Source organism: Providencia sp. PROV129, assembly GCF_028482245.1.
In the GTDB taxonomy this organism is placed as follows: Bacteria; Pseudomonadota; Gammaproteobacteria; order Enterobacterales; family Enterobacteriaceae; genus Providencia; species Providencia vermicola.
This window is the reverse complement of record NZ_JAMPQD010000006.1, coordinates 15,302-38,977: the sequence shown is the minus strand read 5'-3', so window position 1 is coordinate 38,977 and position 23,676 is coordinate 15,302. Positions and strand designations below refer to the sequence as shown.

26 protein-coding genes and 1 other annotated feature are annotated in these 23,676 nt (G+C 40.7%); of the genes, 2 read left to right on the top strand and 24 right to left on the bottom strand.

The genetic code is table 11. The features are described 5' to 3' along the window. Positions 1–64 precede the first annotated feature (64 nt). The 9 genes from arnF to btuC form a co-directional block, all read right to left on the bottom strand. A complete protein-coding gene (gene arnF, locus PSF27_RS02980) occupies positions 65–466 on the bottom strand; it encodes a 4-amino-4-deoxy-L-arabinose-phosphoundecaprenol flippase subunit ArnF (RefSeq protein ID WP_206084022.1) in 402 nt (133 codons plus the stop codon). Further along, entirely contained in the window at positions 463–810 is a 348-nt protein-coding gene (arnE, locus tag PSF27_RS02975) for a 4-amino-4-deoxy-L-arabinose-phosphoundecaprenol flippase subunit ArnE (RefSeq protein ID WP_272680847.1), read from the bottom strand. The genes arnF and arnE overlap by 4 nt, the downstream gene beginning before the upstream one ends. Beyond that, positions 807–2,465: a lipid IV(A) 4-amino-4-deoxy-L-arabinosyltransferase gene (arnT, locus tag PSF27_RS02970; RefSeq protein ID WP_272538609.1), complete on the bottom strand. Its 1,659-nt coding sequence runs from the start codon at positions 2,463–2,465 to the stop codon at positions 807–809. The genes arnE and arnT overlap by 4 nt, the downstream gene beginning before the upstream one ends. Before the next feature lie 7 nt (positions 2,466–2,472). Beyond that, positions 2,473–3,366: a 4-deoxy-4-formamido-L-arabinose-phosphoundecaprenol deformylase gene (gene arnD, locus PSF27_RS02965; RefSeq protein ID WP_272680846.1), complete on the bottom strand. Its 894-nt coding sequence runs from the start codon at positions 3,364–3,366 to the stop codon at positions 2,473–2,475. Beyond that, positions 3,366–5,351, bottom strand: coding sequence for a bifunctional UDP-4-amino-4-deoxy-L-arabinose formyltransferase/UDP-glucuronic acid oxidase ArnA (gene arnA, locus PSF27_RS02960; RefSeq protein WP_206084018.1), 1,986 nt, complete (start codon positions 5,349–5,351; stop codon positions 3,366–3,368). The genes arnD and arnA overlap by 1 nt, the downstream gene beginning before the upstream one ends. Further along, on the bottom strand, positions 5,351–6,343 hold the full coding sequence (arnC, locus tag PSF27_RS02955; protein WP_206084017.1) for an undecaprenyl-phosphate 4-deoxy-4-formamido-L-arabinose transferase: 993 nt from the start codon (positions 6,341–6,343) through the stop codon (positions 5,351–5,353). The genes arnA and arnC overlap by 1 nt, the downstream gene beginning before the upstream one ends. Beyond that, complete coding sequence (arnB, locus tag PSF27_RS02950) at positions 6,343–7,488, bottom strand: UDP-4-amino-4-deoxy-L-arabinose aminotransferase (protein ID WP_272680845.1); 1,146 nt, start codon at positions 7,486–7,488, stop codon at positions 6,343–6,345. Before arnB ends, arnC begins: the two co-directional genes overlap by 1 nt. Before the next feature lie 128 nt (positions 7,489–7,616). Beyond that, positions 7,617–8,384 (bottom strand): vitamin B12 ABC transporter ATP-binding protein BtuD, encoded by a 768-nt coding sequence (btuD, locus tag PSF27_RS02945; RefSeq protein WP_206084015.1) that lies wholly within the window; start codon positions 8,382–8,384, stop codon positions 7,617–7,619. A gap of 5 nt (positions 8,385–8,389) precedes the next feature. After that, a complete protein-coding gene (btuC, locus tag PSF27_RS02940; protein ID WP_206084014.1) occupies positions 8,390–9,391 on the bottom strand; it encodes a vitamin B12 ABC transporter permease BtuC in 1,002 nt (333 codons plus the stop codon). Between the two features lie 112 nt (positions 9,392–9,503). On the opposite strand from btuC, the gene PSF27_RS02935 reads away from it, so the two are divergent. After that, positions 9,504–10,613, top strand: a complete 1,110-nt coding sequence (locus PSF27_RS02935) for a RhoGAP domain-containing protein (protein ID WP_272680844.1) — start codon at positions 9,504–9,506, stop codon at positions 10,611–10,613. Positions 10,614–10,680: 67 nt separating this feature from the next. Here the strand turns inward: PSF27_RS02935 and ihfA are convergent, their stop codons facing one another. From ihfA to fos, 14 genes are all read right to left on the bottom strand, one after another. Then, positions 10,681–10,977: an integration host factor subunit alpha gene (gene ihfA / locus PSF27_RS02930; protein WP_206084012.1), complete on the bottom strand. Its 297-nt coding sequence runs from the start codon at positions 10,975–10,977 to the stop codon at positions 10,681–10,683. A gap of 4 nt (positions 10,978–10,981) precedes the next feature. After that, complete coding sequence (pheT, locus tag PSF27_RS02925; protein ID WP_206084011.1) at positions 10,982–13,369, bottom strand: phenylalanine--tRNA ligase subunit beta; 2,388 nt, start codon at positions 13,367–13,369, stop codon at positions 10,982–10,984. A gap of 14 nt (positions 13,370–13,383) precedes the next feature. Next, positions 13,384–14,367 (bottom strand): phenylalanine--tRNA ligase subunit alpha, encoded by a 984-nt coding sequence (pheS, locus tag PSF27_RS02920; protein WP_048606990.1) that lies wholly within the window; start codon positions 14,365–14,367, stop codon positions 13,384–13,386. A gap of 123 nt (positions 14,368–14,490) precedes the next feature. Further along, positions 14,491–14,618: a sequence feature (Phe leader region), on the bottom strand. Next, positions 14,568–14,612 (bottom strand): pheST operon leader peptide PheM, encoded by a 45-nt coding sequence (pheM, locus tag PSF27_RS21195; protein WP_206084394.1) that lies wholly within the window; start codon positions 14,610–14,612, stop codon positions 14,568–14,570. Its footprint overlaps the feature before it by 45 nt. A gap of 88 nt (positions 14,619–14,706) precedes the next feature. Continuing rightward, positions 14,707–15,063 (bottom strand): 50S ribosomal protein L20, encoded by a 357-nt coding sequence (gene rplT, locus PSF27_RS02915; protein ID WP_004263714.1) that lies wholly within the window; start codon positions 15,061–15,063, stop codon positions 14,707–14,709. Between the two features lie 45 nt (positions 15,064–15,108). Next, positions 15,109–15,306 (bottom strand): 50S ribosomal protein L35, encoded by a 198-nt coding sequence (gene rpmI, locus PSF27_RS02910; protein WP_004263702.1) that lies wholly within the window; start codon positions 15,304–15,306, stop codon positions 15,109–15,111. A gap of 95 nt (positions 15,307–15,401) precedes the next feature. Then, entirely contained in the window at positions 15,402–15,941 is a 540-nt protein-coding gene (gene infC / locus PSF27_RS02905) for a translation initiation factor IF-3 (RefSeq protein WP_206084392.1), read from the bottom strand. A 370-nt stretch (positions 15,942–16,311) separates the two neighbouring features. Then, on the bottom strand, positions 16,312–16,851 hold the full coding sequence (gene infC / locus PSF27_RS02900) for a translation initiation factor IF-3 (protein ID WP_206084385.1): 540 nt from the start codon (positions 16,849–16,851) through the stop codon (positions 16,312–16,314). A 3-nt stretch (positions 16,852–16,854) separates the two neighbouring features. Then, entirely contained in the window at positions 16,855–18,783 is a 1,929-nt protein-coding gene (gene thrS / locus PSF27_RS02895; RefSeq protein WP_206084009.1) for a threonine--tRNA ligase, read from the bottom strand. 258 nt (positions 18,784–19,041) lie between these two features. Continuing rightward, positions 19,042–19,629 (bottom strand): hypothetical protein, encoded by a 588-nt coding sequence (locus PSF27_RS02890; protein WP_206084008.1) that lies wholly within the window; start codon positions 19,627–19,629, stop codon positions 19,042–19,044. Positions 19,630–19,697: 68 nt separating this feature from the next. Beyond that, the gene (locus tag PSF27_RS02885; protein ID WP_206084007.1) at positions 19,698–20,147 is read right to left on the bottom strand and encodes a methyltransferase family protein; all 450 of its coding nucleotides are present in this window, start codon (positions 20,145–20,147) and stop codon (positions 19,698–19,700) included. Between the two features lie 100 nt (positions 20,148–20,247). Next, entirely contained in the window at positions 20,248–20,646 is a 399-nt protein-coding gene (locus PSF27_RS02880) for a hypothetical protein (protein ID WP_206084006.1), read from the bottom strand. A gap of 149 nt (positions 20,647–20,795) precedes the next feature. After that, entirely contained in the window at positions 20,796–21,305 is a 510-nt protein-coding gene (locus PSF27_RS02875; RefSeq protein ID WP_206084005.1) for a GNAT family N-acetyltransferase, read from the bottom strand. A 17-nt stretch (positions 21,306–21,322) separates the two neighbouring features. Then, entirely contained in the window at positions 21,323–21,736 is a 414-nt protein-coding gene (gene fos, locus PSF27_RS02870; RefSeq protein WP_206084004.1) for a fosfomycin resistance glutathione transferase, read from the bottom strand. 462 nt (positions 21,737–22,198) lie between these two features. On the opposite strand from fos, the gene PSF27_RS02865 reads away from it, so the two are divergent. Beyond that, the gene (locus PSF27_RS02865) at positions 22,199–22,903 is read left to right on the top strand and encodes a MarC family NAAT transporter (protein WP_272680843.1); all 705 of its coding nucleotides are present in this window, start codon (positions 22,199–22,201) and stop codon (positions 22,901–22,903) included. Here the strand turns inward: PSF27_RS02865 and PSF27_RS02860 are convergent. Beyond that, entirely contained in the window at positions 22,897–23,556 is a 660-nt protein-coding gene (locus PSF27_RS02860) for a transglycosylase SLT domain-containing protein (RefSeq protein ID WP_206084002.1), read from the bottom strand. The two genes, PSF27_RS02865 and PSF27_RS02860, sit on opposite strands and share 7 nt — an antisense overlap. Between the last annotated feature and the right edge of the window lie 120 nt (positions 23,557–23,676).

The following is a 23,676-nucleotide window of genomic DNA, read 5'->3' as shown; positions in this document are numbered from 1 at the left end:
CTATATTTAACTTATATCATAACGTGCGATGAATAAAAAACAAACAATTCATCACATTATGCTATTAATGCCTATCTTGTGGTTTAGTTGAGCGACTAATTAACCAAACACCCAGCAAGATAAATGCAATTCCAGCGACTTTCAACCATGAAGCTGGCTCATTAAACCAAGGCAAGACAACCGCTAAGATATAGACAAATACATAACTCAAGCTAATTAGTGGATATGCTTTATTTAAGGCTATATATTTTAGTGCAAACAGCCAGCACAACATCGATAAGACATAACACACTAACCCTAACAAGATAATGCTTAAACTGGTGATATTTGCCAACAACCAATCAACTTGCAACCAATGCCAACCTAAAGAAAAAGACGGTAATTCAACTACCCCCATCTTTAAGCTAAGCTGAGCTACGGTCACTAATAAGGCGCTACCAATCACCCATAAATAGCCTTTATTCATACGCTGATACTCATGAGTAATATCCCTATCATAATAGCAACTACACCAAGCCAATGGCTTAACCCTGTTTTCTCTTTGTATACAAATTGGCCAATCAACGTGATCAGAATAAAATTAATGCTAAGCATTGGGTAGGCAATACTCAGGGGCATGGTTTCAAGGAGTTTTAACCAAAACAACATGCCTAGGCCTAGCATTAAAACAGCCAACACCAGCCACTTTATGGCTGATGCGGTTTTATTTACTTTTTCACTTTGCCAATTCACCACAGCTTGCTTTTGAGCTACTTGCCCAATACAGGTCAGTACACTGACAAGCAGTAACAACAGTAATTGCGCAATCATTGTTGATGATAAACCACAATTGCCATACGTGAATTTTTGATGACTTCATCTGGCTTAGGTATATCAGGGAGAGCTTCATTACGGCCTAATAAAAACACCACCGTAACCTGCCCTTCTTTACGTGCTTTGCTTAACCACTGTGCAAATGCATCTGGCTTAACGATACGATGCTGGCTATCTGGGTACTCTAAACCGTAGCTAAGTTCACCACTGCTATTATAAAGATAAATATTGGAATTCTGTGTTTCCCACGCTAACCCAGCCGCTACACCTACATTACTTGCCATCAAATACTTACTATTCATTAATAAATCATGATTCTGATGAATAAAATTCTGCGGCAGTTTGGAGTCGATGGTGTTATTCGGCAGAGCGCTACCAATACATAGGCTGATCGCTAAGGAGCACGAGGCCGCCCACAGCCAATATTTAGCATTTAGGACAGTACATAAATAACCAATTATCGCCCAAATAGAGAAAGCAACCACACCCAAAACCATTTTCGACCATTCGTCAGGCTCATATAATGGTTTTTTAATGACAGTACTCACTACAATCACGGCAATAACCGCTGCAATCCCCAATATGATATTAATGATGCCATTCGCTTTTAGCGCTCGCATGGTGCCATTTCGTACACAATCAACACCATATTTTGCCATCAATAGCGCCAGTGGAGCCATAAACGGCAGCATATAAGTAGGTAGTTTGCCACGTGAAACACTAAAAAATAGAACGGGAACAACAAACCAACACAGTAAGAAGAACATATCAGGACTTGATTTGCGTTCTTTCCAACCTTTTATTAAAGATCCAGGTACTAACCCCGCCCATGGGAGCGCACCAAGTAGAATAATAGGAATATAGTACCAGAATGGAGCTATGTGCTGCGCGTCATCAGCGGTAAAACGCTTGATGTGTTCAATCCAGAAAAAATAATTCCAATAATCAGGCTCTTGCTTAGCTATTGCCAACGCCCACGGCAAGCTAATGATAACTGCTGAAATAATAGCGAGTGGGCCATATTTTATCAGTTCAAGGAACCGTTTTTGGTAAATAGTAACAGGCAACATAACAATGACAGGAATAGCAAGGGCTAAGAACCCTTTCGTCATAAAGGCCATACCACAGGCTAACCCTAAGCAAACCCATGCAGCAAGCTTTGTTTTGACCTCCCTCGCTTTCATTGCCCACAAGCAACAAAACATACTGGCTGCAATCCACAACGATAGCATGGGATCGAGCACACTGTAGGTCCCGACAGAAAAAACAAGGAACATTGAGATATAAATTAAGCTTGCAACATAAGCAACATGGTTATTACGCCACATCATTTTTGCCATGCGATAGACGAGCAATGCACTGAGAAGAATACAAAAAACTGAACCAAAGCGAACCGCAAAATTCGTTTCACCAAAAATCATTTGGCTAATGTTATTTATCCAATACCCTGCCACTGGTTTTTCAAAATAGCGCACATCCAACATGTAAGGAACAATCCAATCTCCACGTTGAAGCATTTCTCGGCTAATTTCCGCATAGCGGGTTTCATCTGGTTGCCAAAGTAAACGACTATTCAACGGCAAGAAATAGGTTAGGATAAAAAAAAGAGCCAGCAGAGAGGCTCCTACTTTGCTCGCTCGATTATTTAACATGGTGTGTTTATTCCTCTTCTTGGCAACCCAGCCAACCTTCACGTCCTGGGAACGGTGCTCTCACCACTCGCCCCTTTGGTAATGAATTCAGATCGTCAGGTAGCAATTCGCTTAATGTACAGAATTGGATTTCTTCTTGTGAAATTCGTTCCAATAATTGTGAAAATTGTTCTGACTTAGACATTCCTTCCACTTCAGTGTGGATAGTATAAACGGGAACACCGCTATCATCTTTAATCGCTTGAAGAATATAATCATTGAATGCTTCGTCAGCAACTACCGTTCCAACGACTTCATCGTAAGTCGGTAATGTGACAGGAATTTGCACCGCCCCTAACGAACCATCACGCAAAATAGGCCTGAAAGGAAATTTCCCACGACAATCGCTGTTATAGTCAAAATTAAACTTTTGTTTAACCTCTAACACACGCTCATCGCCTCGCCAACCCGCAACCGCAGAGCAGGTAACACGCTGCCCAATTGCGCACTCAAGGGCATCCACACCAAGCTTAACTTGCTCAGCGAGTTGGACCTCACTCCATTTAGCCACTTTGGCTTGCCAGCCTTGATGATCCCATGCATGTAAGCCAACTTCATGGCCTGCATCCAAAGTTTGTTTCATCAAGTAGCCTAAATCTTTAGCAATTTTTTTGCCTGGCCATGCTGTACCCGCTAATAATATATCTAACCCATACAGGGATGCTGCATTAGACCTGAGCATTTTCCACAGAAATTTAGGACGCAAAAGGCGCCATAAATGGCGCCCCATGTTATCGGGTCCTACACTGAAGAAAAAGCTGGCCTGAATGTTGTGCTCTTTAAGCACTTTGAGTAATTGTGGAACCCCTTTTAGCGTACCTTGGTAGGTATCCACATCAATTCTCAAGCCAACTTTTTTCATTAGTCTTTGTTACCTAACTCTTCAACAGCACCCTGTAAGAAGAAATCTAACGTTTCTTCGATGGTATCTTTCATGTCGATAGTCGGAACCCAGTCAAGTAGACGACGCGCGTTCTCAACACTTGGTTTACGGTGCTCAACATCTTGATAGCCTTGGCCGTAGTAGCTGCTGCTTTCAATTTCACGGAAGCCCGCAAACGGAGGGAACTTGCTGCGCTCTGGATGATTTTCAAAGCTTGCTAATAGCATTTCTGCTAGTTCACGAATACTTGCTTCGTTCGTTGGGTTACCGATGTTGATGATTTGCCCATCACATTTGCCGTCTTTGTTTTCGATAATGCGGAACAGTGCTTCGATACCGTCTTTAATATCCGTAAAGCAACGTTTCTGTGCGCCACCGTCAACCAATTTGATTGGCGAGCCTTCAACTAAGTTTAAAATCAGCTGAGTAATCGCACGTGAACTACCAATACGTGCAGAGTTTAGGCTGTCTAAACGTGGTCCCATCCAGTTAAACGGACGGAACAAGGTGAATTTCAGGCCTTCTTTCGCACCATATGCCCAAATAACTCGGTCAAGTAACTGTTTAGAAACAGAGTAAATCCAACGTTGTTTGTTGATTGGACCAACAATCAGGCGGGATTCGTCTTCATCAAACTCTTTATCATCACACATACCGTAAACTTCTGAGGTAGATGGGAAAATAATACGTTTGTTGTATTTCACGCAGTAACGAACTACTTTCAGGTTTTCTTCGAAGTCTAATTCAAAGACACGCAGTGGGTTACGGGTGTATTCGATTGGTGTTGCAATCGCAACCAGTGGAAGAATGACGTCACATTTTTTGATGTGATACTCAATCCACTCTGTGTGAATGCTGACATCGCCTTCAATAAAGTGAAAACGTGGGTTACCAATAAAGCGTTCAATTGCAGATGAGCCAATATCCATACCATAGATATCATAGTTGCCATCTTTTAACAGGCGCTCAGTTAAATGGTTACCGATGAAACCATTCACACCTAAAATCAGTACGCGAGTACGGCGTTTAACTTGTGCAGTTGGTTTAGCACCCACACGGACATCAGTCACGATACCCATTTCGTTTGCAAGGCGGTTACCTTGCATGTAAAGACCCGTTTCGCTTTGACCGCTAACAACTTCAATCGCACCTTGGCCACAAGCAATACGCAGTGGGTCATTAGACAGTACAGTACCTGCAGCTTTACCTTGGTTGTCATCCAACACGCGAGCGCGCCAAATAATCATTTTACGTGCGCCCAAATATGTGAATGCACCTGGGTATGGCTCAGTCACTGCACGAATTAAGCAGTTAATTTCTTTTGCGCTACGGTTCCAATCGATTTGACCATCTTCTGCAGTACGGCGACCAAAATAAGTCGCTTGGCTTTCATCTTGAGCAACAGCTTTGTAGCTACCCGCTTCAATCAGAGGCAGTGTTTTGTCTAATAATGTTTCCGCTGCTTCACGAACTTTAGCGTGTAATGTTAAGCCAGTGTCAGTATCAGTGATTGTGACTTTCTCTTGCGCAATGATGTCACCCGCGTCTGCTTTCGCAACCATTTTATGTAAGGTTACACCCGTTTCGCTTTCACCGTTTAATAATGCCCAATTAATTGGTGCACGACCACGGTATTTCGGCAGTAATGAGCCATGTAGGTTGAAAGCCCCTTTCGGTGCGATTGCTAGTAATTCTTCACTTAACATATCGCGGTAATAGAAAGAGAAAATCACATCAGGTTTCATTTCGCGAATACGTTCAATCCATAATGGGTGATTGACGTTTTCTGGCGCAAAAACAGGAAGTTCCATATCGGCACTTAGGCGTGCTACGGAAGAGTAAAAATGGTTTTCATTAGGGTCATCAGTGTGTGTAAATACAGCCTGAATATCAAAACCTGCTTTTTCAAGCGCTTTTAGCCCTACGCAGCCAATATCATGATAGGCAAAAACAATAGCTTTCATTAGTCTTCTTCCTGATTTTTGTCGGATTTAAGGTCTGCACCGACGACTTTTTGAATAAAATAACGAGGTCTCGCACGTACATCATTGTAAATTCGACCGATGTATTCGCCCAGTAGACCCATAGCAACAAATTGTGCACCAATAAACATAAATAGCACAGCGAACAGAGTGAATACGCCATCTGCGGCCCACTCTGCACCAAAAATCAAACGTAATGCAATTAATAGTACCGCAAGCAAAAAACCACCTGCTGCAATCACACTACCGACCACACTGAGCAAACGCAGCGGTGCTGTCGTTAAACAAGTCAGTAAGTCATACATTAAATTAATCAGCTTCATAAAGCTGTATTTCGAATCACCAAATTCACGTTCCGCATGCGCCACATCAATTTCGATGGTTCTACGAGCAAATGTATTAGCTAAAATCGGTATAAATGTACTTCTTTCATGGCATTGCAACATCGCCTGAATAATATGGCGACGGTATGCTCGTAACATACAGCCATAATCCCCCATTGAGCGGCCTGTTGCTTTAGTGATCATCGCATTAATCATCTTAGATGCCGTTTTACGGAACCAAGAGTCTTGACGATTAGCACGGCGAGTCCCAACAACATCATAACCTTGCATCGCTGTTTGCACTAAGCGAGGAATTTCTTCTGGTGGGTTTTGTAAATCTGCATCAAGCGTAATAACTAAGTCCCCATCCGCTTGGTTAAACCCAGCCATAATCGCAGAATGCTGCCCATAGTTACGGTTAAGGATAATCGCAATCACATGGTTATCAGGGTTTTCTGCTGCTTGAGTTAACATCGCGGCTGACCGGTCACTACTGCCGTCATCCACTAAAATTAATTCGTAGCTTTGTGTTAATTGCTTGCACGATTTAATCGTGCGTTCAAGTAATTGCGGCAAGCTCTGCTCTTCATTATAGACAGGGATTACCACTGAGACTTTTTTTATCTCATCAAATTCATCTGCGTGTGACACTATTTTGACTCCAAAAGAACTGCTTCTACCGCATTAACAACCCGCTCAACATCTGCATTTGTCATATCAGGGAACAAAGGCAACGAACACAACGTCGCGCTATTCCATGTTGATTCTGGCAGTGTTAATTCAGGATATTTTTCACGGTAATATTTTTGCGTATGTGCTGCACGGAAGTGTAGCCCCGTCCCTATATCATGTGCTTTTAATTTTTCCATGAATGCATCGCGGTCAATACCACAAATATCTTTATCAACACGCACCATAAATAAATGATTGGCATGTAAATGCGGATATTCAGGGATACTGAGCATTTGTAACGAGGAGTTTTTCAGCAATTCGCGGTAATGCGCCGTTAATTCAGCACGACGTTGGTTTAACTGCTCCACACGGGACAGTTGCACAACCGCTATCGCAGCATGAATATCGGATAAGTTATATTTAAAGCCAGGCTCGACAACCTCCGCCTGTGGTTTACGTCCTTGCATTTGTCTATCAAATGCATCAACACCTAAACCATGGAACTTGAGTGTGCGAACACGTTGAGCAAGTTCATCGTCATCAGTGGCAACTAAACCACCTTCTGCACATGTCACATTCTTAATAGCATGAAATGAAAAAATAGATGTACCTTTCTCACCAATCCATTCATTTTTATAGCGTGTACCCACAGCATGAGCAGCATCTTCAATTAGCGCAACACCTGCTTTTTGTGCGATTAAACGCAACGCGTCTAAATCACAAGGTGCCCCCGCATAGTGAACAGGAATAATCGCTTTTGTTTTTGCTGTTAAAGCGTGTTCTACGGCTTCGGGTTGGATCATCAGTGTATCGCGATCGACATCAATCATGACAGGTGTTGCACCGAGCAACTCAATCATATTAATAGTTGAAACCCATGTTTGTGAAGGTGTGATCACTTCATCACCAGGGCCAATACCCAATGCCATCAAAACGACATGCATCCCCGCGGTTGCAGAGGACAATGCAATTGCATGTTTACAGCCATAACGTTGGCAAAAATCTTCTTCTAACTGATGGTTCTGTGGACCTGTGGTAATCCAGCCTGAACGCAGAACCTTTTCAACTGCCTTGACCTCTTCATCACCAATTGCGGGTTTTGAAAATGGTAAGAAATTGCTCATATTGTTTATAGCCTAGTTTTCATTGTGAATAGAATATTCTAGTTAATTGTACTTTAACCGAACCTCAACACCGACAAACATTGCTGCATTATCCCGCATAAAAACGAGTGATTAAAACAACTTTTTGGCTAATCGTCAAAATTTATAATTTGCCATTGTCTATAGGATGTGCTCTGACTTATCTTAATTTCAGTTTTAAAAATGTCAGATAAATTATGTTCCGTCATCACCTCAGCAGGTTTCCCTGAAGCAAATAATTGGCCTTGTTTTAATAGCCAAATTCGCGATGCATTTTTATAAGAATGATTCAGGTCATGCCCACTCATTATAACGGTTCCTTCGCAATCACAAAAATATTTAATCCATTTATCTAGCATTGCCTGTTGAATAATATCCAAATTATTGGTTGGCTCATCAAATAAAATAATTTTCCCTGTTAAGTCTCTATCATCCCAAACCTGTAAAAATGCTGCGCAAACTCTCACTCGTTGCCATTCCCCTCCAGAGAGTTGATAAATGCCTTTATGTAAAAGTGGTGATAATTGAAAATCATCACACAGCCGCACAAAAATATCCGCAGCAACAGGTGTTAATGGCAGAAACAGTTCAAGGTATTGAAAAACTTTTATGATAGGTGCATTGCTCGCAAGCTGAATAAAATAAGCCCTTTGCTTAGCTAACTGAGCAATAGAACAATGGTGAATATTTTCACCATTGAGCCAAATTTCACCTGTGACAGGAAGATAGCCACTTAGCGCAGAAAGTAACGTACTTTTCCCAGCGCCATTGGCCCCTAAAAGATGGATTTGCTCACCTGAAAACACATATTCAGTAAAATTGATTAAGCGGTTCTCTGAGGTAATATTCTTAATATCAATAATTATCTGTGTATTCATTTGATTCACCGCCATTGCTGATGACGAATAAGCAACAGAATAAATATTGGCGCACCCAATGTGGCAGTAATAACGCCAATAGGCACTTCAGCATTCGCAATTAATAACCGTGATAATAAATCAGCTAATAACAGGCCTAATGCCCCAGCGATTGCACAAGCAGGTAACAGTAAACGATGATTGGTTAAACCACTTAATCGTAAAATATGCGGGATCACTAAACCAATAAAGCTAATGGCACCAGCAATAGCAACGCTCAAACCAATTAATACACCACTAATGATAATAAGAATAATACGCCACTTATGTACTGATACACCTAATTGATAAGCTTGCAGCGAGCCCAAAGAAAGGTAATTTAATATTTTACCTTGGCATCCAGCCCACACTAAAAATGGCATACAGGCGACAACTAAACCAAATTGCCGCCAATCAACACCGCTAAAGCTCCCCATCATCCAATATAATAGTTGGCGCAGGTCAAGGTTACTGCTCATATACACCATCCATGTCATACAAGCGCCACTCACGACGCCTAAAGCGACGCCAACCAGTAATAAACTGGCATTATTCAAGTTTTTTCGTTTGGCAAAATAGAGCAATAAGGCCGTGAGCAATAAAGCCCCTGTAATCGCGCTAGCACTCAGTATTCCATAGTGTGTGATGCCTGATGACATTAATATCGTGAATACGACTGCAACACCAGCACCATTACTGATCCCCAAGAGACCAGGTTCAGCCAGAGGATTTTCAAATAGAGCCTGCATAATCGCCCCCGTAACCGCGAGCCCTGCCCCTACGACGATTACAGCAAGCATTCTTGGCAATCGTATTTGCCAAACAAACAGCTGTGCGGAGTTATCCATCCATTGATTTGGCCAATACCATATCTCTCCAGCGCTGAGTGAAACTATCGCCACAATACAAAGAGTGAACAACAAGAAAACAATCAAGCGAATGTCTGATTTTTCCTGTTGTTTTTGTAGCTGAAATAAAGAGTAGCTCATCGATAGATTGACTTATTTATTATTAAGTTAAGCAATTATAGCTTTTTATGTAAGAGATAGCACATGAATGAATTTAAACTTATTTTGGCTTTTTAACTTTGGAGTAATGCACATGTCAGCTTTAAAAATAAATACGAGTCTAGTACACACTAATAAAGAAAAACCACCTGAGAAGATACAAAATACGTCTTTTATTCACTCACTAAAAAGCGTTAAAAACACAGTAATTCAATCCATTATTTCCACATATCATAAACTCAGATTTATGCTAAAACAGAAATTGGCAAATATTGAAATTGTAGAGAACCCCGCATATCTTAAAAATACAACAACAAGCTTACACGTACCTATCAATAACCAACATACTGAAAACTCTGTAAATCAACGTCTTGAACCAAATCATACCAAACTGCATCAGAATAAACACAAAATGATAGGAAAAGCTCAGAAGCAACCTCAAAGAGCCCAAGAAGCCGAACAAGAAAAGGCTAAATCCAACAATATCAGCTCAAAGAACATTGAATTAATCAAGCAGTATGCTGATATATCAGAGGATGATAAAAAAGATTTTATTAGCATGAACAAAGCCATTTCAGCTTTGCTGAGCAACCCAGCATTTATTAAACAAGAAGGTATCTTTAGAAACAATGGCGTTAACTCTAAGATATCTGAGCTCTTATCAAGACTTGCTGATCATCCGACTCTTGGTCAACAGTTAAATACAGAACAGAGTTTTAATCAAAACGAACTTACAGGTGCAATCAAGGCATTACGAAACAAAATACTCACCGAGCATCCAAAGGAAAAAGACAAACTTGATAAGTTAATTAGTACATACAAAGAATCTATTAATCAGGAAAATGCAACGAAAGAATATGTTGCAAACATGCCCCCTGACAAGCGAGATAAAATTTTACAGATAGCGAAAAACAACGCAGATAAAAGATTACCAGGGTTGCAAGAGCTGCCATTACATTTACAAATTTGTATGCCTCTGTTTGTTGAAGTTGCTAAGCATTCACAAGAAAATAAAATGAAACCAATGAATATTGCCATTGCTTTTGGAGGGGGTTTGCACTCAACTAAAAGAACAATTGCTGAAGAAAAGGCGTTCAACAAATTAAACAACGAGCAACAAAAAGAGTTGATTAAGCAAGAAACTGCTCACATTGATCTCGCAAATAAACTCCTTATGGAGCTAATTAATAAACAGCTTAAATAGTTTAGGTTTCAGTAAAACAAAAGACCGCCTAGGCGGTCTTTTTCTATACCAAATTGAATTGATATGATTACTCTTTTGGCGTTGCTTTTTCCACGCGGCTTTTTAATTTTTGGCCTGGGCGGAAGGTAACAACACGTCGTGCAGTAATTGGAATATCTTCCCCAGTTTTTGGGTTACGTCCGGGACGTTGATTTTTATCACGTAAATCAAAGTTACCGAATCCAGATAATTTTACTTGCTCACCGTTTTCTAAAGAAAGGCGAACCTCTTCAAAGAAGGTTTCGACTAGTTCTTTAGCATCACGTTTGCTAACACCCAATTTTTCAAACACATTTTCTGACATTTCAGCTTTAGTAAGCGCCATAGGTTTAGTCCCTCAAGGAGGCTTGGAATCGCTGTTTTAACGCAGCAACACACAGATCAACGGTAGCGGTAATCTCTTCTTCTTCCATCGTACGCTGGGTATCTTGGAAGACGAGACTGATAGCAAGGCTCTTATAACCCTCCGCTATCCCTTCACCACAATACACATCAAACAAGTTTATGCCAACTATATGATTTATGCCAACTTTTTTACACTCTGCTAAAACTTCTGCAGCAGCTACATTTTCTGGCACGACCACAGCGATGTCACGGCGGTTCGATGGATAGCGTGAAATCGCCTTAGCTTCAGGGATGACACGTTGTGCTATCGCATCACTACGAACCTCAAACACCACCGTACGACCATTTAAATCGAGTTTACGTTCTAATTCTGGGTGAACAACACCAATAAAGCCAATATGTTCATTTTCCAGATAAATCCCAGCACTTTGGCCTGGATGTAACGCAGGATGTGCCTCAGATTTAAATGTAATTTGATTTAGTTTCCCAGTCAATTCAAAAACAGCTTCAAGATCACCTTTTAAATCAAAGAAGTCAACAACTTGTTTATCTAATGACCAATGTTCTTCAAATCTATTGCCCGTGATCACACCTGCAAGCATAGGTTCTTGGCGAATTCCATATTCTGCTTGATTATCAGGAATAAAGCGCAAACCCGTTTCAAATAAACGAATTCGGTTCTGCTGACGATTTTGATTATAGACAACCGTCCCCAATAAGCCAGTCCACAGCGACAAACGCATCGCTGACATATCCGCTGAAATTGGGTTTGGTAACAGTAATGCTTCTTGTGCTGGGTGCAATAAAGCCTGAACTTTCGGGTCAACAAAGCTATACGTAATCGCTTCTTGATAGCCACGGTCTACTAACATCGCTTTAAGGCGTTTTAATGGCAAATTGGCTTCTTTATGATTGGTCATAATGAGGTCAGCACGTAATGGCACATCAGGAATACTGTTGTAACCATAAACACGTGCAACTTCCTCGACTAAATCCTCTTCAATTTGCATATCGAAGCGCCAGCTCGGAGCAACAACATCCCATGTATTTTCCGAAGCAGTCACTTTGCATCCTAAGCGAGTTAAAATATCGGTGACTAAATTGTCCTCAATAAAATGACCAATTAAACGGTCTAATTTATGACGAGTCAGTTTGATATTTGCCGCTTTTGGTAAATACTGTTCGCTAGTGACATCGATGATCTCACCCACTTCACCACCACAAATATCTACAATCAACGCTGTTGCACGTTCAATCGCTTTGAATTGCAGTTCCGGGTCTACACCACGCTCAAAGCGGTGTGATGCATCCGTATGTAAGCCATAGTTACGAGCACGGCCAGTAATCGACAGTGGATTAAAGAATGCGCATTCTAATAAGATATTTTTCGTTTCTGTGTTCACACCTGAGTGCTCACCACCGAAAATACCCGCAATACCCAGTGCTTTAGACTCATCCGCAATCACTAGTGTGTCTGATTTTAGCGTAGCTTCATTACCATCAAGCAGAACCAGTTTTTCACCATCTTTCGCCATACGCGCAACGATAGCACCGTCTAAACGGTCTAAATCGTAGGCGTGTTGTGGTTGCCCCATTTCCAGTAAGACATAGTTGGTGATATCAACAACTGCATCAATAGAACGAACACCACCACGGCGCAGTTTCTCTTTCATCCATAACGGCGTTGGTGCAGAAACATCGATATTTTTAATTACACGGCCCACAAAACGCGGACAGGCTTCTGGCGCTTCAACACGAATTGGGAAAGTGTCTTCCGTGGTCACTGGAACTACATTAATTGTAGGTTCTGTTAATTCTAATTTATTGATAACCGCCACATCACGTGCAACCCCTAAAATGCTTAAGCAATCTGCACGATTTGGTGTAATGCTGATTTCAATCGCATTATCATCCAATTTTAAATATTCACGGATATCGGTACCAATGGTTGCATCGAGTGGTAATTCAATGATGCCACTGTGGTCATCTGAAATACCCAGCTCTGAATACGAGCACAACATCCCTTCTGATGGCTCACCACGTAATTTAGCGGCTTTAATTTTAAAGTCACCAGGTAATACTGCGCCGACTGTTGCTACTGCAACTTTTAAGCCTTGGCGGCAGTTCGGGGCACCACAAACAATATCTAATAAACGCTCACCACCCACGTTGACTTTTGTCACGCGCAGTTTGTCTGCATTTGGGTGTTGACCACATTCAACCACTTCACCAACAACAACGCCGTGAAATTGACCAGCTACACCTTCAACGCCATCAACTTCAAGGCCAGCCATAGTAATTTGGTCTGATAATGCTTCGCTACTGATCGCCGGGTTCACCCACTCGCGTAACCAGAGTTCACTGAATTTCATGAGATAAACCCGCCTTATTTAAACTGTTTGAGGAAACGAAGATCATTTTCGAAGAATGCACGCAGGTCAGAAACACCGTAACGTAACATTGTCAGACGTTCCATTCCCATACCGAATGCAAATCCAGAGTAAACTTCTGGATCAATACCCACATTGCGCAATACATTTGGGTGTACCATTCCGCAACCTAATACTTCTAGCCATTTGCCGTTTTTACCCATGACATCAACTTCTGCTGAAGGCTCAGTAAACGGGAAATAAGATGGACGGAAGCGCACTTGAACTTCTTCTTCAAAGAAATTATTCAAGAAATCATGCAGTGTACCTTTTAAGTTGGTAAAGCTAATGTCTTTATCAACTATCAAACCTTCTGTTTGGTGAAACATTGGCGTGTGTGTTTGGTCGTAGTCATTACGATAGACGCGACCAGGCGCAATAATACGAATTGGTGGCTGCTGCCCATTCATAGTACGAATTTGCACACCAGAGGTCTGGGTGCGTAGCAGACGTTTTGCATCAAACCAAAACGTATCGTGATCCGCACGTGCTGGGTGATGGGCAGGAATATTTAATGCATCAAAGTTATGATAATCATCTTCGATTTCAGGGCCAGTTTCTACGGAGAAACCTAACTCGCCAAAAAACTCTTCAATTCGCTGAATTGTGCGGGTAACAGGATGTAACCCACCATTTTCCATACGACGCCCAGGTAGTGACACATCAACTTTTTCAGATGCGAGGCGCGCATTAAGGATCTCAGCTTGCATCGCATCCTTACGGGCGTTCAGTGCATCTTGAACCTGTACTTTGGCTTCATTTATCACAGCCCCTGCTGCTGGACGTTCATCAGCAGGCAGATCACGCAACGTTTTCATCTGGAGTGTGAAATGGCCGCTTTTGCCTAAAAATTCAACACGCACTGACTCCAACGTAGCAACATCTTGGGCCTGTTCAATGGCTGCTTTTGCCTGTGCAACCAACTCAGCGAGATGTGGCATTGTTTCCCCTTTATGACCACTTGGTCTTTTTGCTAGTTATTCACTAAATTTATTAAGCTTCACATTCCATTACATAATGGATGAGTACTTAACTGATTTTACTGCATTTAATCTTAAACTAAAAACAAAAAAGCCTCCCTAAGGAGGCTTTAGCGTAACTTTTCGTTTCTTCTTTATTTACGCGAAAAAGCCCCCGAACCTCAGGTGCTAAAGTAAAAAAAGAAACGAAAAATAACAGTGTGCATGTGATATCTTTCCAATAAAATTGCATTTTAAAGTAGTAACACAAATAGCTATAAATGAAAAGAGGAAGTTACCTTCCCCTTTTCAAGCAAACAATTAAGCTAAAGCGCCTTTCGCTTTTTCAACTAAAGCAGTGAATGCTGCTTTATCGAAAACTGCGATGTCTGCTAAAATCTTACGGTCGATTTCAATTGAAGCTTTTTTCAAGCCATTGATGAAACGGCTGTAAGACAGACCGTTCTGACGAGCCGCTGCGTTGATACGCGCGATCCACAGTTGACGGAACTGACGTTTACGTTGACGGCGGTCACGGTAAGCATATTGACCAGCTTTGATTACCGCTTGAAACGCTACGCGGTAAACACGTGAACGTGCACCATAGTAACCTTTCGCCTGTTTCAGAATTTTTTTGTGACGTGCACGTGCGATTACACCACGTTTTGCGCGAGCCATAGCTATCTCCTATCGTCTTTTATCTTAATTAACTAAATTGTCTACTTATGCGTACGGCAGGCAAGCAACTACCAGACCCAGATCGCCTTTAGATACCATTCCTTTCGGACGTAAATGGCGTTTACGCTTAGTTGACTTTTTAGTCAGGATATGACGAAGGTTTGCATGCTTACGCTTAAAGCCACCGCCTGCAGTTTTTTTAAAGCGCTTTGCTGCGCCACGTACAGTTTTAATCTTTGGCATTTCTTTAATTTCCAACTTCGCATTGTGATTAACTACGAATTAATTAGGCGAATAACAACCATATTGCTATGGATGCGTATTACTTGCAGGCCTAATTATTTCTTCTTCGGTCCCAGCACCATGATCATCTGACGACCTTCAATTCTTGAAGGGAAAGATTCCACAGATGCCAGTTCTTCAAGATCAGCTTTGATGCGGTTAAGCATTTCCAGACCAATCTGTTGGTGAGCCATTTCACGACCACGAAAACGTAGCGTGACTTTTGCTTTATCACCATCTTCCAGAAAGCGAATCAGGTTGCGTAGTTTGACCTGATAATCACCTTCATCTGTACCAGGGCGGAATTTAATTTCCTTCACCTGAACAACTTTTTGTTTCTTTTTCTGCTCTTTTTGAGACTTGCTCTTCTCATAAAGGAATTTGCCGTAGTCCATGATACGACAAACTGGCGGCTCAGCATTTGGACTGATTTCAACGAGGTCTACACCTGCTTCTTCAGCTTTTTCAAGCGCTTCACGCGCGCTCATAATGCCTAACTGTTCACCGTCTAAACCTGTTAAACGGACCTCAGGAACACGGATTTCATCGTTAATACGATTTGGACGTGCTGTTGGGATTCTTTTTCCGCCTTTAATACTTCATTCCTCCAACTGGGTAAAGAGATTTGCATATTCTCTCAAGCAAATACACCCGTTATGTTGTTAAAACTTAACGTGTATACGATATTCTTTGTTTGTCTTGGCTCTATAAGCCGTCGACAATATGATTCGACCGCGGATTTTAATGCTTATTGTCCGATTACTCAAGTAAATCTTGAAATAAATCACGCTAACATATCTGAAAACTTAGCTTTTGCGTAAGATTTTTAATCTTAGGAGGGTCGAGAGTACCAGTTTTATACTCAAAAAAACGCTACGAGCATGCGAAAAATCGCCTCATATTACTAAAAAATACGTTAAACAGCGTTCAAATGAACGCTGTTTAACTATTACCATACTGGCTTAATTATTTTTTCTTTGGTGCCAATACCATGATCATCTGGCGTCCTTCAATTCTTGAAGGGAATGATTCCACTGATGCCAGTTCATCCAGATCAGTTTTGATGCGATTAAGCACTTCCAAACCAATCTGTTGGTGTGCCATTTCACGACCACGAAAACGTAGCGTAACTTTAGCTTTGTCACCATCTTCCAAAAAGCGAATCAAACTACGCAGTTTAACTTGGTAGTCACCTTCGTCTGTTCCTGGACGGAATTTAATTTCCTTCACTTGAACAACTTTTTGTTTTTTCTTTTGTTCTTTCTGAGACTTACTCTTCTCATAAAGATATTTACCGTAGTCCATAATACGGCAAACTGGCGGCTCTGCATTTGGGCTGATTTCGACTAAGTCGACACCCGCTTCTTCTGCTTTAAAGAGTGCTTCACGCACGCTCATGACACCAAGTTGCTCACCGTCTAAACCAGTGACACGGATTTCGGTTGCACGGATCTCTTCGTTGATACGATTAGGACGTGCTGTTGGGAGTTTTTTTCCGCCTTTAATACCTTATTCCTCCATCTGATTGAGTTGACGACTGCGGATCTCTTTTAGCAGTTCAGTCGTGAATTCGTTGACATCAATGCTGCCTAAATCTTTACCACGACGGGTACGTACGGCAACTTTACCTGACTCAACTTCTTTATCACCACAGACTAACATGTAAGGGACACGACGCAGTGTGTGTTCGCGGATCTTAAAGCCGATTTTCTCGTTACGTAAGTCCGCTTTCGCACGAATGCCAACACTTTGCAGCTTGCTTACTAATTCTTGAACATAGTCGGCTTGACCGTCCGTAATGTTCATAACAACCACTTGTTGTGGTGCTAACCATGTAGGGAAGAAACCTGCATACTCTTCAGTTAAAATCCCGATGAAGCGTTCTAATGAACCCAACACTGCACGGTGGATCATAACAGGAACAATGCGCTCATTGTTCTCACCCACATAGGAAGCTGTTAAACGACCAGGTAAGAAAAAGTCTAGCTGAACAGTACCGCATTGCCATGCACGGTCAAGGCAGTCGTACAGTGTAAACTCAATTTTCGGGCCGTAGAATGCACCTTCACCTGGCTGGTATTCAAATTCAATGCCTTTTGATTTCAGTGCATTCGCTAAATCTTCCTCTGCCTTATCCCACATCTCATCAGTTCCGATGCGTTTTTCAGGACGAGTTGACAGCTTAACGACGATTTTTTCGAAACCGAACGTCGCATAAACGTCATAAATCATTTCAATACAGCTGGTCACTTCACTTAAGATTTGCTCTTCAGTACAGAAGATATGCGCGTCGTCTTGCGTAAAGCCGCGTACACGCATTAAACCGTGCAGTGCGCCTGATGGCTCATTGCGGTGACAGCTACCAAATTCTGCCATGCGCAGTGGTAAATCACGGTAAGATTTTAAACCTTGGTTGAAAATCTGTACGTGACCTGGGCAGTTCATTGGCTTAACACAATATTCACGGTTTTCAGACGAGGTTGTGAACATCGCATCTTTGTAGTTTTCCCAGTGGCCTGTTTTTTCCCACAGTACACGGTCCATCATAAATGGGCCTTTAACTTCCTGATAGTTATATGCTTTCAGTTTTGTACGTACGAAAGTTTCCAGTTCACGGAAAATTGTCCAACCATCGTTATGCCAGAATGCCATACCTGGCGCTTCTTCTTGCATATGGTATAAGTCTAGTTGTTTACCAATTTTACGGTGGTCACGTTTAGCCGCTTCTTCTAAACGTAATAAATAAGCCGCTAATTGCTTTTTATCAGCCCATGCTGTGCCGTAAATACGTTGCAGCATTTTGTTGTCGCTATTGCCGCGCCAGTAGGCACCAGCCACTTTTTGTAATTTAAAGTGGTGGCAAAAACGCATATTAGGAACGTGCGGGCCACGGCACATATCCACATATTCTTCGTGATGATATAAACCTGGGCGGTCATCTTGGCTAATGTTTTGGTCCAAGATTTCGACTTTATAGTCTTCGCCGCGAGCGACAAACGTTTCGCGAGCTTCAGCCCAAGAAACTCGTTTTTTCACCACGTCATAATCTGTTTTGGCAAGCTCAAGCATACGCTTTTCAAGCTTTTCCAAATCTTCCTGCGTCAGCATGTGGTCTAAATCGATATCATAGTAAAAACCATTATCGATAGTTGGACCGATAGCCATTTTAGTGTTTGGCCATAATTGTTTGATTGCATGACCCAATAAGTGGGCACAAGAGTGACGAATAATTTCGAGTCCGTCATCATCTTTACTCGTAATAATGGACACGTTTGCATCATGTTCAATCATTTCACATGCATCAACACGCTCACCATTAATACGGCCAGCAATACATGCTTTAGCTAAACCCGCGCCAATATCGCGAGCAACATCCATCACAGAAACAGGATGGTCAAACTGACGCTGACTTCCATCAGGAAGAGTAATAACAGGCATTAAAAAATCCTTATCAGCAGTGGTGACCCACACGCCAGATCACTTGCTTGATTATTCCAAAGTTTATAAATCAATACGTTACTAACGATTTCTCGCTTCACTGTGCGAGATATGTACACAATTATAGATAATTTAAGACAACATAAATTGATACATCGCTAGTTACTCAACTATCAATGATAACACAGACATATTTTATGGCGATAGCGCAAAGCCGTTTATTGTGCCTCAATATATGAAGAATCAACACCTTCCCGATTAAATGGCGAATAAACTCTCCAAGGCAGGAATTCGTTTTCCTTTTTTCATGAATGAAAGGCGATACCAATGCGATCCACTAGGCGCGACTAATTCTTCAGTAATAATCTTATTTTGTTTCATCGCAATGAAGTTTTGGATGGTATTCCATAACGAATACAAAATATATGCTTCAAACATTAAAGCGAATACCTGCACATAAATATTATTCACAAAATAGATTTGCTGAAAAATATACACACAGAAAAAAGCTTGAATAAGCCCTCTTAAAATAAGTGCTTTACTAAAGAATGATTGACCTTGCTGTAAAATTGCAAAACAAGGGTTCGCTAAAGACTGTCTTTTTTCCTCAACAGGAATACCTTGGATATAAATCATCCAATCAGATACATCACTATTTTTTAAAACAATCCCCTTTTCTTTCATTGCATGGATTTTAAAAGAAACGACTACAGCCCATACCACCCCGATAGCCAGTAAGTATACAATAAACCCACTAACTGAAAAAAAAACCAAAAAAAGACTTATCACAATCAAACACGCTAACTTTGCAGAATTAATCCAAAGTGGCGCAACTTGGTAGTTCATTGAAATTCCTAATTATCATAAAAAACAATGATCCATCATAATTGAGAAAACGTCTCATTAACATTAATTTATAACCAACGTCGAGTCTGTTTGCGATAACGTTCCCATTCTTCACTGAATGTGACAGATAAAAAACGTTCTTCTTGCGGGATGGTGTATAAATCTGTCATTAGCCAGAAGACTAATCCAGAAACCAAAAAGTAAGGTGAGTGTGTAAAAAATGCCAATGCTAAGCTCATGGAAGTAAACGCTAAATACATTGGATTTCGAGATAGTCGATAGGGTCCATTAGTGACAAGGTGCGTTGCTTGAACACTTGGATTTGGTGAAGTCTTATGTTTATAAAAATAAAATAAACTCGTCGCGACCCAGCTAGCACTTTCAAAAGCAACTAAAATGCCAAGTATTCCCATCCAACCTGAAAATTGCCAAATTAATGCATCCTGTTTGAATAGAAAATAAATGGCCACACCATTTGCGATTAGCCAGTTTAACAATGGATATTTTAAAATTCTCATTATGCTACCTTAAACTCTAAATGAGGTTAATTAGCATACCATAAAACAGCGAGGAAACTTTGTGGTGTCTATTGTGAAGTGGAATAATGGACTCAAAAAACTAATTATTGTGCCCTAATGAGAACACACTTTTTAAGCCTTCTAATTTGCTGTATTCCTGTTGGCATACTAAATTACGGACATCTGCAGGCATTGAGTCTATCCTCACCTGTATATTGGCTAATTGCTCATCTAGGCTATTCATACCTTTTATATCCACAATATCCTGATTCACTTTCAGATAGTTAGCGAAACTCTGTAAGTTATTTTCCAAACTATCACAAACATTATTACTGACAAGTCCTTGAGGCAATACAGAACTTAATGATGCAGGGATTACTTGTGACAAACTAGGATAAATGTTTTCTTTCCATTGCTGGGGAAAAACAATGAGCATTATTGCGATAGCTAAAATAAATAACATTGATGCCCCAGCAAACGTCGCTATCAGCTTTTTCATACTCATTCCTACTGTTCAAAATAACTTGAACATAGGATATACAATTGTGCGTAAAGCAATTTTTAAAATTAAAAATACTTTGTAAAGAAAACTCTAGCGACTTTCGGCTATTTAAAGAAACATCATCATTGGAATTTATTCAGTGTGCTTTAAACCAGCAGCTTATAAAAAAATGTCGTCCCTTCAAATCGACCTTGTGAATTAACCACAAAATTTGGAATTTCACCAACCTCTTTATACCCTTGTTTTCGGTATAAAACAGATGCAACATCCTGACTACGAGTATCTAATACTAATAATGTACGATTATTTTTCAGTGCTATTTTCTCAACAACATTAAGTAATTGAGTCGCAATTCCTTGTTGGCGAAATTGACTATGAACCATTAATTTTTCAACATCCGCACGGTGTAGCCCATTAGCCTTTAGGCATAACGCAATTTGTACGGCGCCCACAATTTTATCATCATTAATACATGCTATAAGAAAGCGTTTTTGTTGCACTAAATCTGGTTTTATTTGCTGCCAATAACCCGATGCTTCATCAATAGATAAAGGGGCGAGAAAGCCCACAGAAGCACCATGTTCTACACTATCAATTAATAACGAAGCAAGCTGCTGTTCATAGTTATCAAGTGAAGTAATTGTAACGATTTCCATATTCACCTCATTATTGATTAATAAAATTCCATACCGTCATAAGGTGAACTCTGGCAACTTTTTAAGCGTTGAGTTAAATCACCTACATGCAACTCTAATTTGTGCCCATCTGGATCGAGAAAATAAAAAGAATCCCCTTCACTCTTATTTTCCTTCCACACCACAACTTCGTTCTCTTTTAGCTTATTGACGAGTAGAGCGAAATTGCTCTCTGATATGGAAAATGCATAGTGAGTGTAATCTGTTTCACTCGGCGCTAAGTGTTGGCGTGATATATCGACAGACAAGCACAACCATAAATCACCACAAGAAATATACGCCCCATGTTTCCACTTAGCGTGTAGTTTCATCCCTAATAACGATTGATAAAAATAAATGCTTCTTATTATGTCACTCACGGCCAAGGTTAAATGATTAATCCCATTTAGCATATTATCTTTCTCTTTTTATATACTTTAAAAATATCTTTTAATGAATTTACATAAATTATCAGTACATCACATCGCAGAAGGTATACTCAATAACACATCGACATTAGATAACCTGTTAATAGATGCCCTTGACCTTTTTATGACCCCCATAAGAAGGTTTTTTTTTGCCTATCAAAATTGCATACTTTTAGCACAAGCAGCTATCTAATTGTAAGTTAAGTATTTATCTTGGTTATTCACAAACGAATGCGGCAGTTATCCACAGTAAATGTGAACAACTTCAACCTCCCCCTGATTCTTTATAGTAAGCACTTATTCTGAATATTCATTGCATTAGTTCCTATTCAATAATAAAACATTAACCTAATTAAAAATGCTAAGATACAGATCTATAACAATTTTCGTTATTATTTAGGATAAGGGAAATTACTTACACTTATCAGGAGATTGAATTTAATTACTATGACAAATTTCCTAGAACTCTTTCAAGCTGTTGGTATTGGCCTTGTTTTGCTTCTCCCCCTTGCTAATCCATTAACAGCAATTGCAGTTATGCTCAGCATCTCAGCAAACATGACCAAAGAGCAACGCAACCACCAAGCTTTTCTCGCCTCAATTTATGTTTTTGCCATCATGACAATTGCTTTTTATGCGGGTCAACTTGTGATGAATACATTTGGTATATCAATACCAGGTTTACGTATTGCTGGTGGGTTAATTGTTGCTTTTATTGGTTTTGGGATGTTATTTCCTAATAGTGATCCATCCAATGATTCACCGGCAACCCCATTAGATGACCCCAGTGTTCCCAAAAAACGCCAAGAATCCCCCAATATTGCCTTTGTTCCCTTGGCTATGCCAAGTACAGCGGGGCCTGGTACCATTGCGATGATCATCAGTTCAACTGCGTCGCTGCAAGGAAACGTAACCTTTGCGCCTTGGGTGCTTAAAGTCGCCCCTGTCATTACCTTTCTTTTAGCCAGTTTAATTGTGTGGATTGGTTTGCGAGGGGCAACGTCAATTATGAGATGGTTAGGAAATAGTGGTATTGATGCGATTGCTCGCGTAATGGGTTTTTTATTAATTTGTATGGGAGTGCAATTTGTCATCAACGGGATTGTTGAAATTATCGCGCAGCTCCCACACTTACTCACAGAGTATCAATAAGACATCGCTAAAGCATTGTAGGCATTTTTCACTTTCCACAAATATCGTGGTGCCTGCGGTGCTGGGTGCTTAGATTGTACATGCTGATAAAATTCTTCAGGCGATAAATTATTAATCATCGCGATCGCCCGACCTTTATCATTATCAAAGGTTCTTAGTAATGCCCCAGCGCCATTGACGTATGCAACAACGGTTGCATAATACAACGTTTGCGGATGATTGATCCCAGCAAGGTGCTGATCCCTTAAAATTCGAATATAAGCTGTGCCGATATCGATATTTTTTTGCGGGTCTTTCAAATCATTGGAACTTGGCTCCCCTGATTTGCCTTGGAAACGATAAGCATCACGCCCTGCTGTCGAGGCTTTAATTTGCATAAGACCAATTGCATTTGATTTACTCACCACTTCTGGCCTAAAGTTTGATTCAACCTCAATGATTGCCCTAATAAGCGTTTCATCGACGCTATAACGGGAAGCAGAGTCACGAATAAATTCATCAAAAGGCGTACGTGGAAACGTGGTATTTTGTGCCGTTGTTGGCAGCGTATTACGATTGTCCAACATCCGCGTTTTTGTTGTTTGCCTATCAGGCTCGCTAGAGCAACCGGCAAGTAGCAGTAGCACAAAAGTACCGCTGATTATTTTTTTCACTGTTGTATCCTCTGCTATCAAAGCCACTGGGAGAATAACTAATCCCAAGAAAAATAAAATAATTTTTACTTAACTTTTACTTCAGGACGTGTTTTAGTCATACAAAATAACAGTGGGAAA

What these genes read in the sequence shown, in the direction of transcription:
- arnF (WP_206084022.1), bottom strand. Translation starts at nt 466, where the DNA reads ATGAATAAAGGCTATTTATGGGTGATTGGTAGCGCCTTATTAGTGACC.
- arnE (WP_272680847.1), bottom strand. Translation starts at nt 810, where the DNA reads ATGATTGCGCAATTACTGTTGTTACTGCTTGTCAGTGTACTGACCTGT.
- arnT (WP_272538609.1), bottom strand. Translation starts at nt 2,465, where the DNA reads ATGTTAAATAATCGAGCGAGCAAAGTAGGAGCCTCTCTGCTGGCTCTT.
- arnD (WP_272680846.1), bottom strand. Translation starts at nt 3,366, where the DNA reads ATGAAAAAAGTTGGCTTGAGAATTGATGTGGATACCTACCAAGGTACG.
- arnA (WP_206084018.1), bottom strand. Translation starts at nt 5,351, where the DNA reads ATGAAAGCTATTGTTTTTGCCTATCATGATATTGGCTGCGTAGGGCTA.
- arnB (WP_272680845.1), bottom strand. Translation starts at nt 7,488, where the DNA reads ATGAGCAATTTCTTACCATTTTCAAAACCCGCAATTGGTGATGAAGAG.
- btuD (WP_206084015.1), bottom strand. Translation starts at nt 8,384, where the DNA reads ATGAATACACAGATAATTATTGATATTAAGAATATTACCTCAGAGAAC.
- btuC (WP_206084014.1), bottom strand. Translation starts at nt 9,391, where the DNA reads ATGAGCTACTCTTTATTTCAGCTACAAAAACAACAGGAAAAATCAGAC.
- PSF27_RS02935 (WP_272680844.1), top strand. Translation starts at nt 9,504, where the DNA reads ATGTCAGCTTTAAAAATAAATACGAGTCTAGTACACACTAATAAAGAA.
- ihfA (WP_206084012.1), bottom strand. Translation starts at nt 10,977, where the DNA reads ATGGCGCTTACTAAAGCTGAAATGTCAGAAAATGTGTTTGAAAAATTG.
- pheT (WP_206084011.1), bottom strand. Translation starts at nt 13,369, where the DNA reads ATGAAATTCAGTGAACTCTGGTTACGCGAGTGGGTGAACCCGGCGATC.
- pheS (WP_048606990.1), bottom strand. Translation starts at nt 14,367, where the DNA reads ATGCCACATCTCGCTGAGTTGGTTGCACAGGCAAAAGCAGCCATTGAA.
- rplT (WP_004263714.1), bottom strand. Translation starts at nt 15,063, where the DNA reads ATGGCTCGCGCAAAACGTGGTGTAATCGCACGTGCACGTCACAAAAAA.
- rpmI (WP_004263702.1), bottom strand. Translation starts at nt 15,306, where the DNA reads ATGCCAAAGATTAAAACTGTACGTGGCGCAGCAAAGCGCTTTAAAAAA.
- thrS (WP_206084009.1), bottom strand. Translation starts at nt 18,783, where the DNA reads ATGCCTGTTATTACTCTTCCTGATGGAAGTCAGCGTCAGTTTGACCAT.
- PSF27_RS02890 (WP_206084008.1), bottom strand. Translation starts at nt 19,629, where the DNA reads ATGAACTACCAAGTTGCGCCACTTTGGATTAATTCTGCAAAGTTAGCG.
- PSF27_RS02885 (WP_206084007.1), bottom strand. Translation starts at nt 20,147, where the DNA reads ATGAGAATTTTAAAATATCCATTGTTAAACTGGCTAATCGCAAATGGT.
- PSF27_RS02880 (WP_206084006.1), bottom strand. Translation starts at nt 20,646, where the DNA reads ATGAAAAAGCTGATAGCGACGTTTGCTGGGGCATCAATGTTATTTATT.
- PSF27_RS02875 (WP_206084005.1), bottom strand. Translation starts at nt 21,305, where the DNA reads ATGGAAATCGTTACAATTACTTCACTTGATAACTATGAACAGCAGCTT.
- fos (WP_206084004.1), bottom strand. Translation starts at nt 21,736, where the DNA reads ATGCTAAATGGGATTAATCATTTAACCTTGGCCGTGAGTGACATAATA.
- PSF27_RS02865 (WP_272680843.1), top strand. Translation starts at nt 22,199, where the DNA reads ATGACAAATTTCCTAGAACTCTTTCAAGCTGTTGGTATTGGCCTTGTT.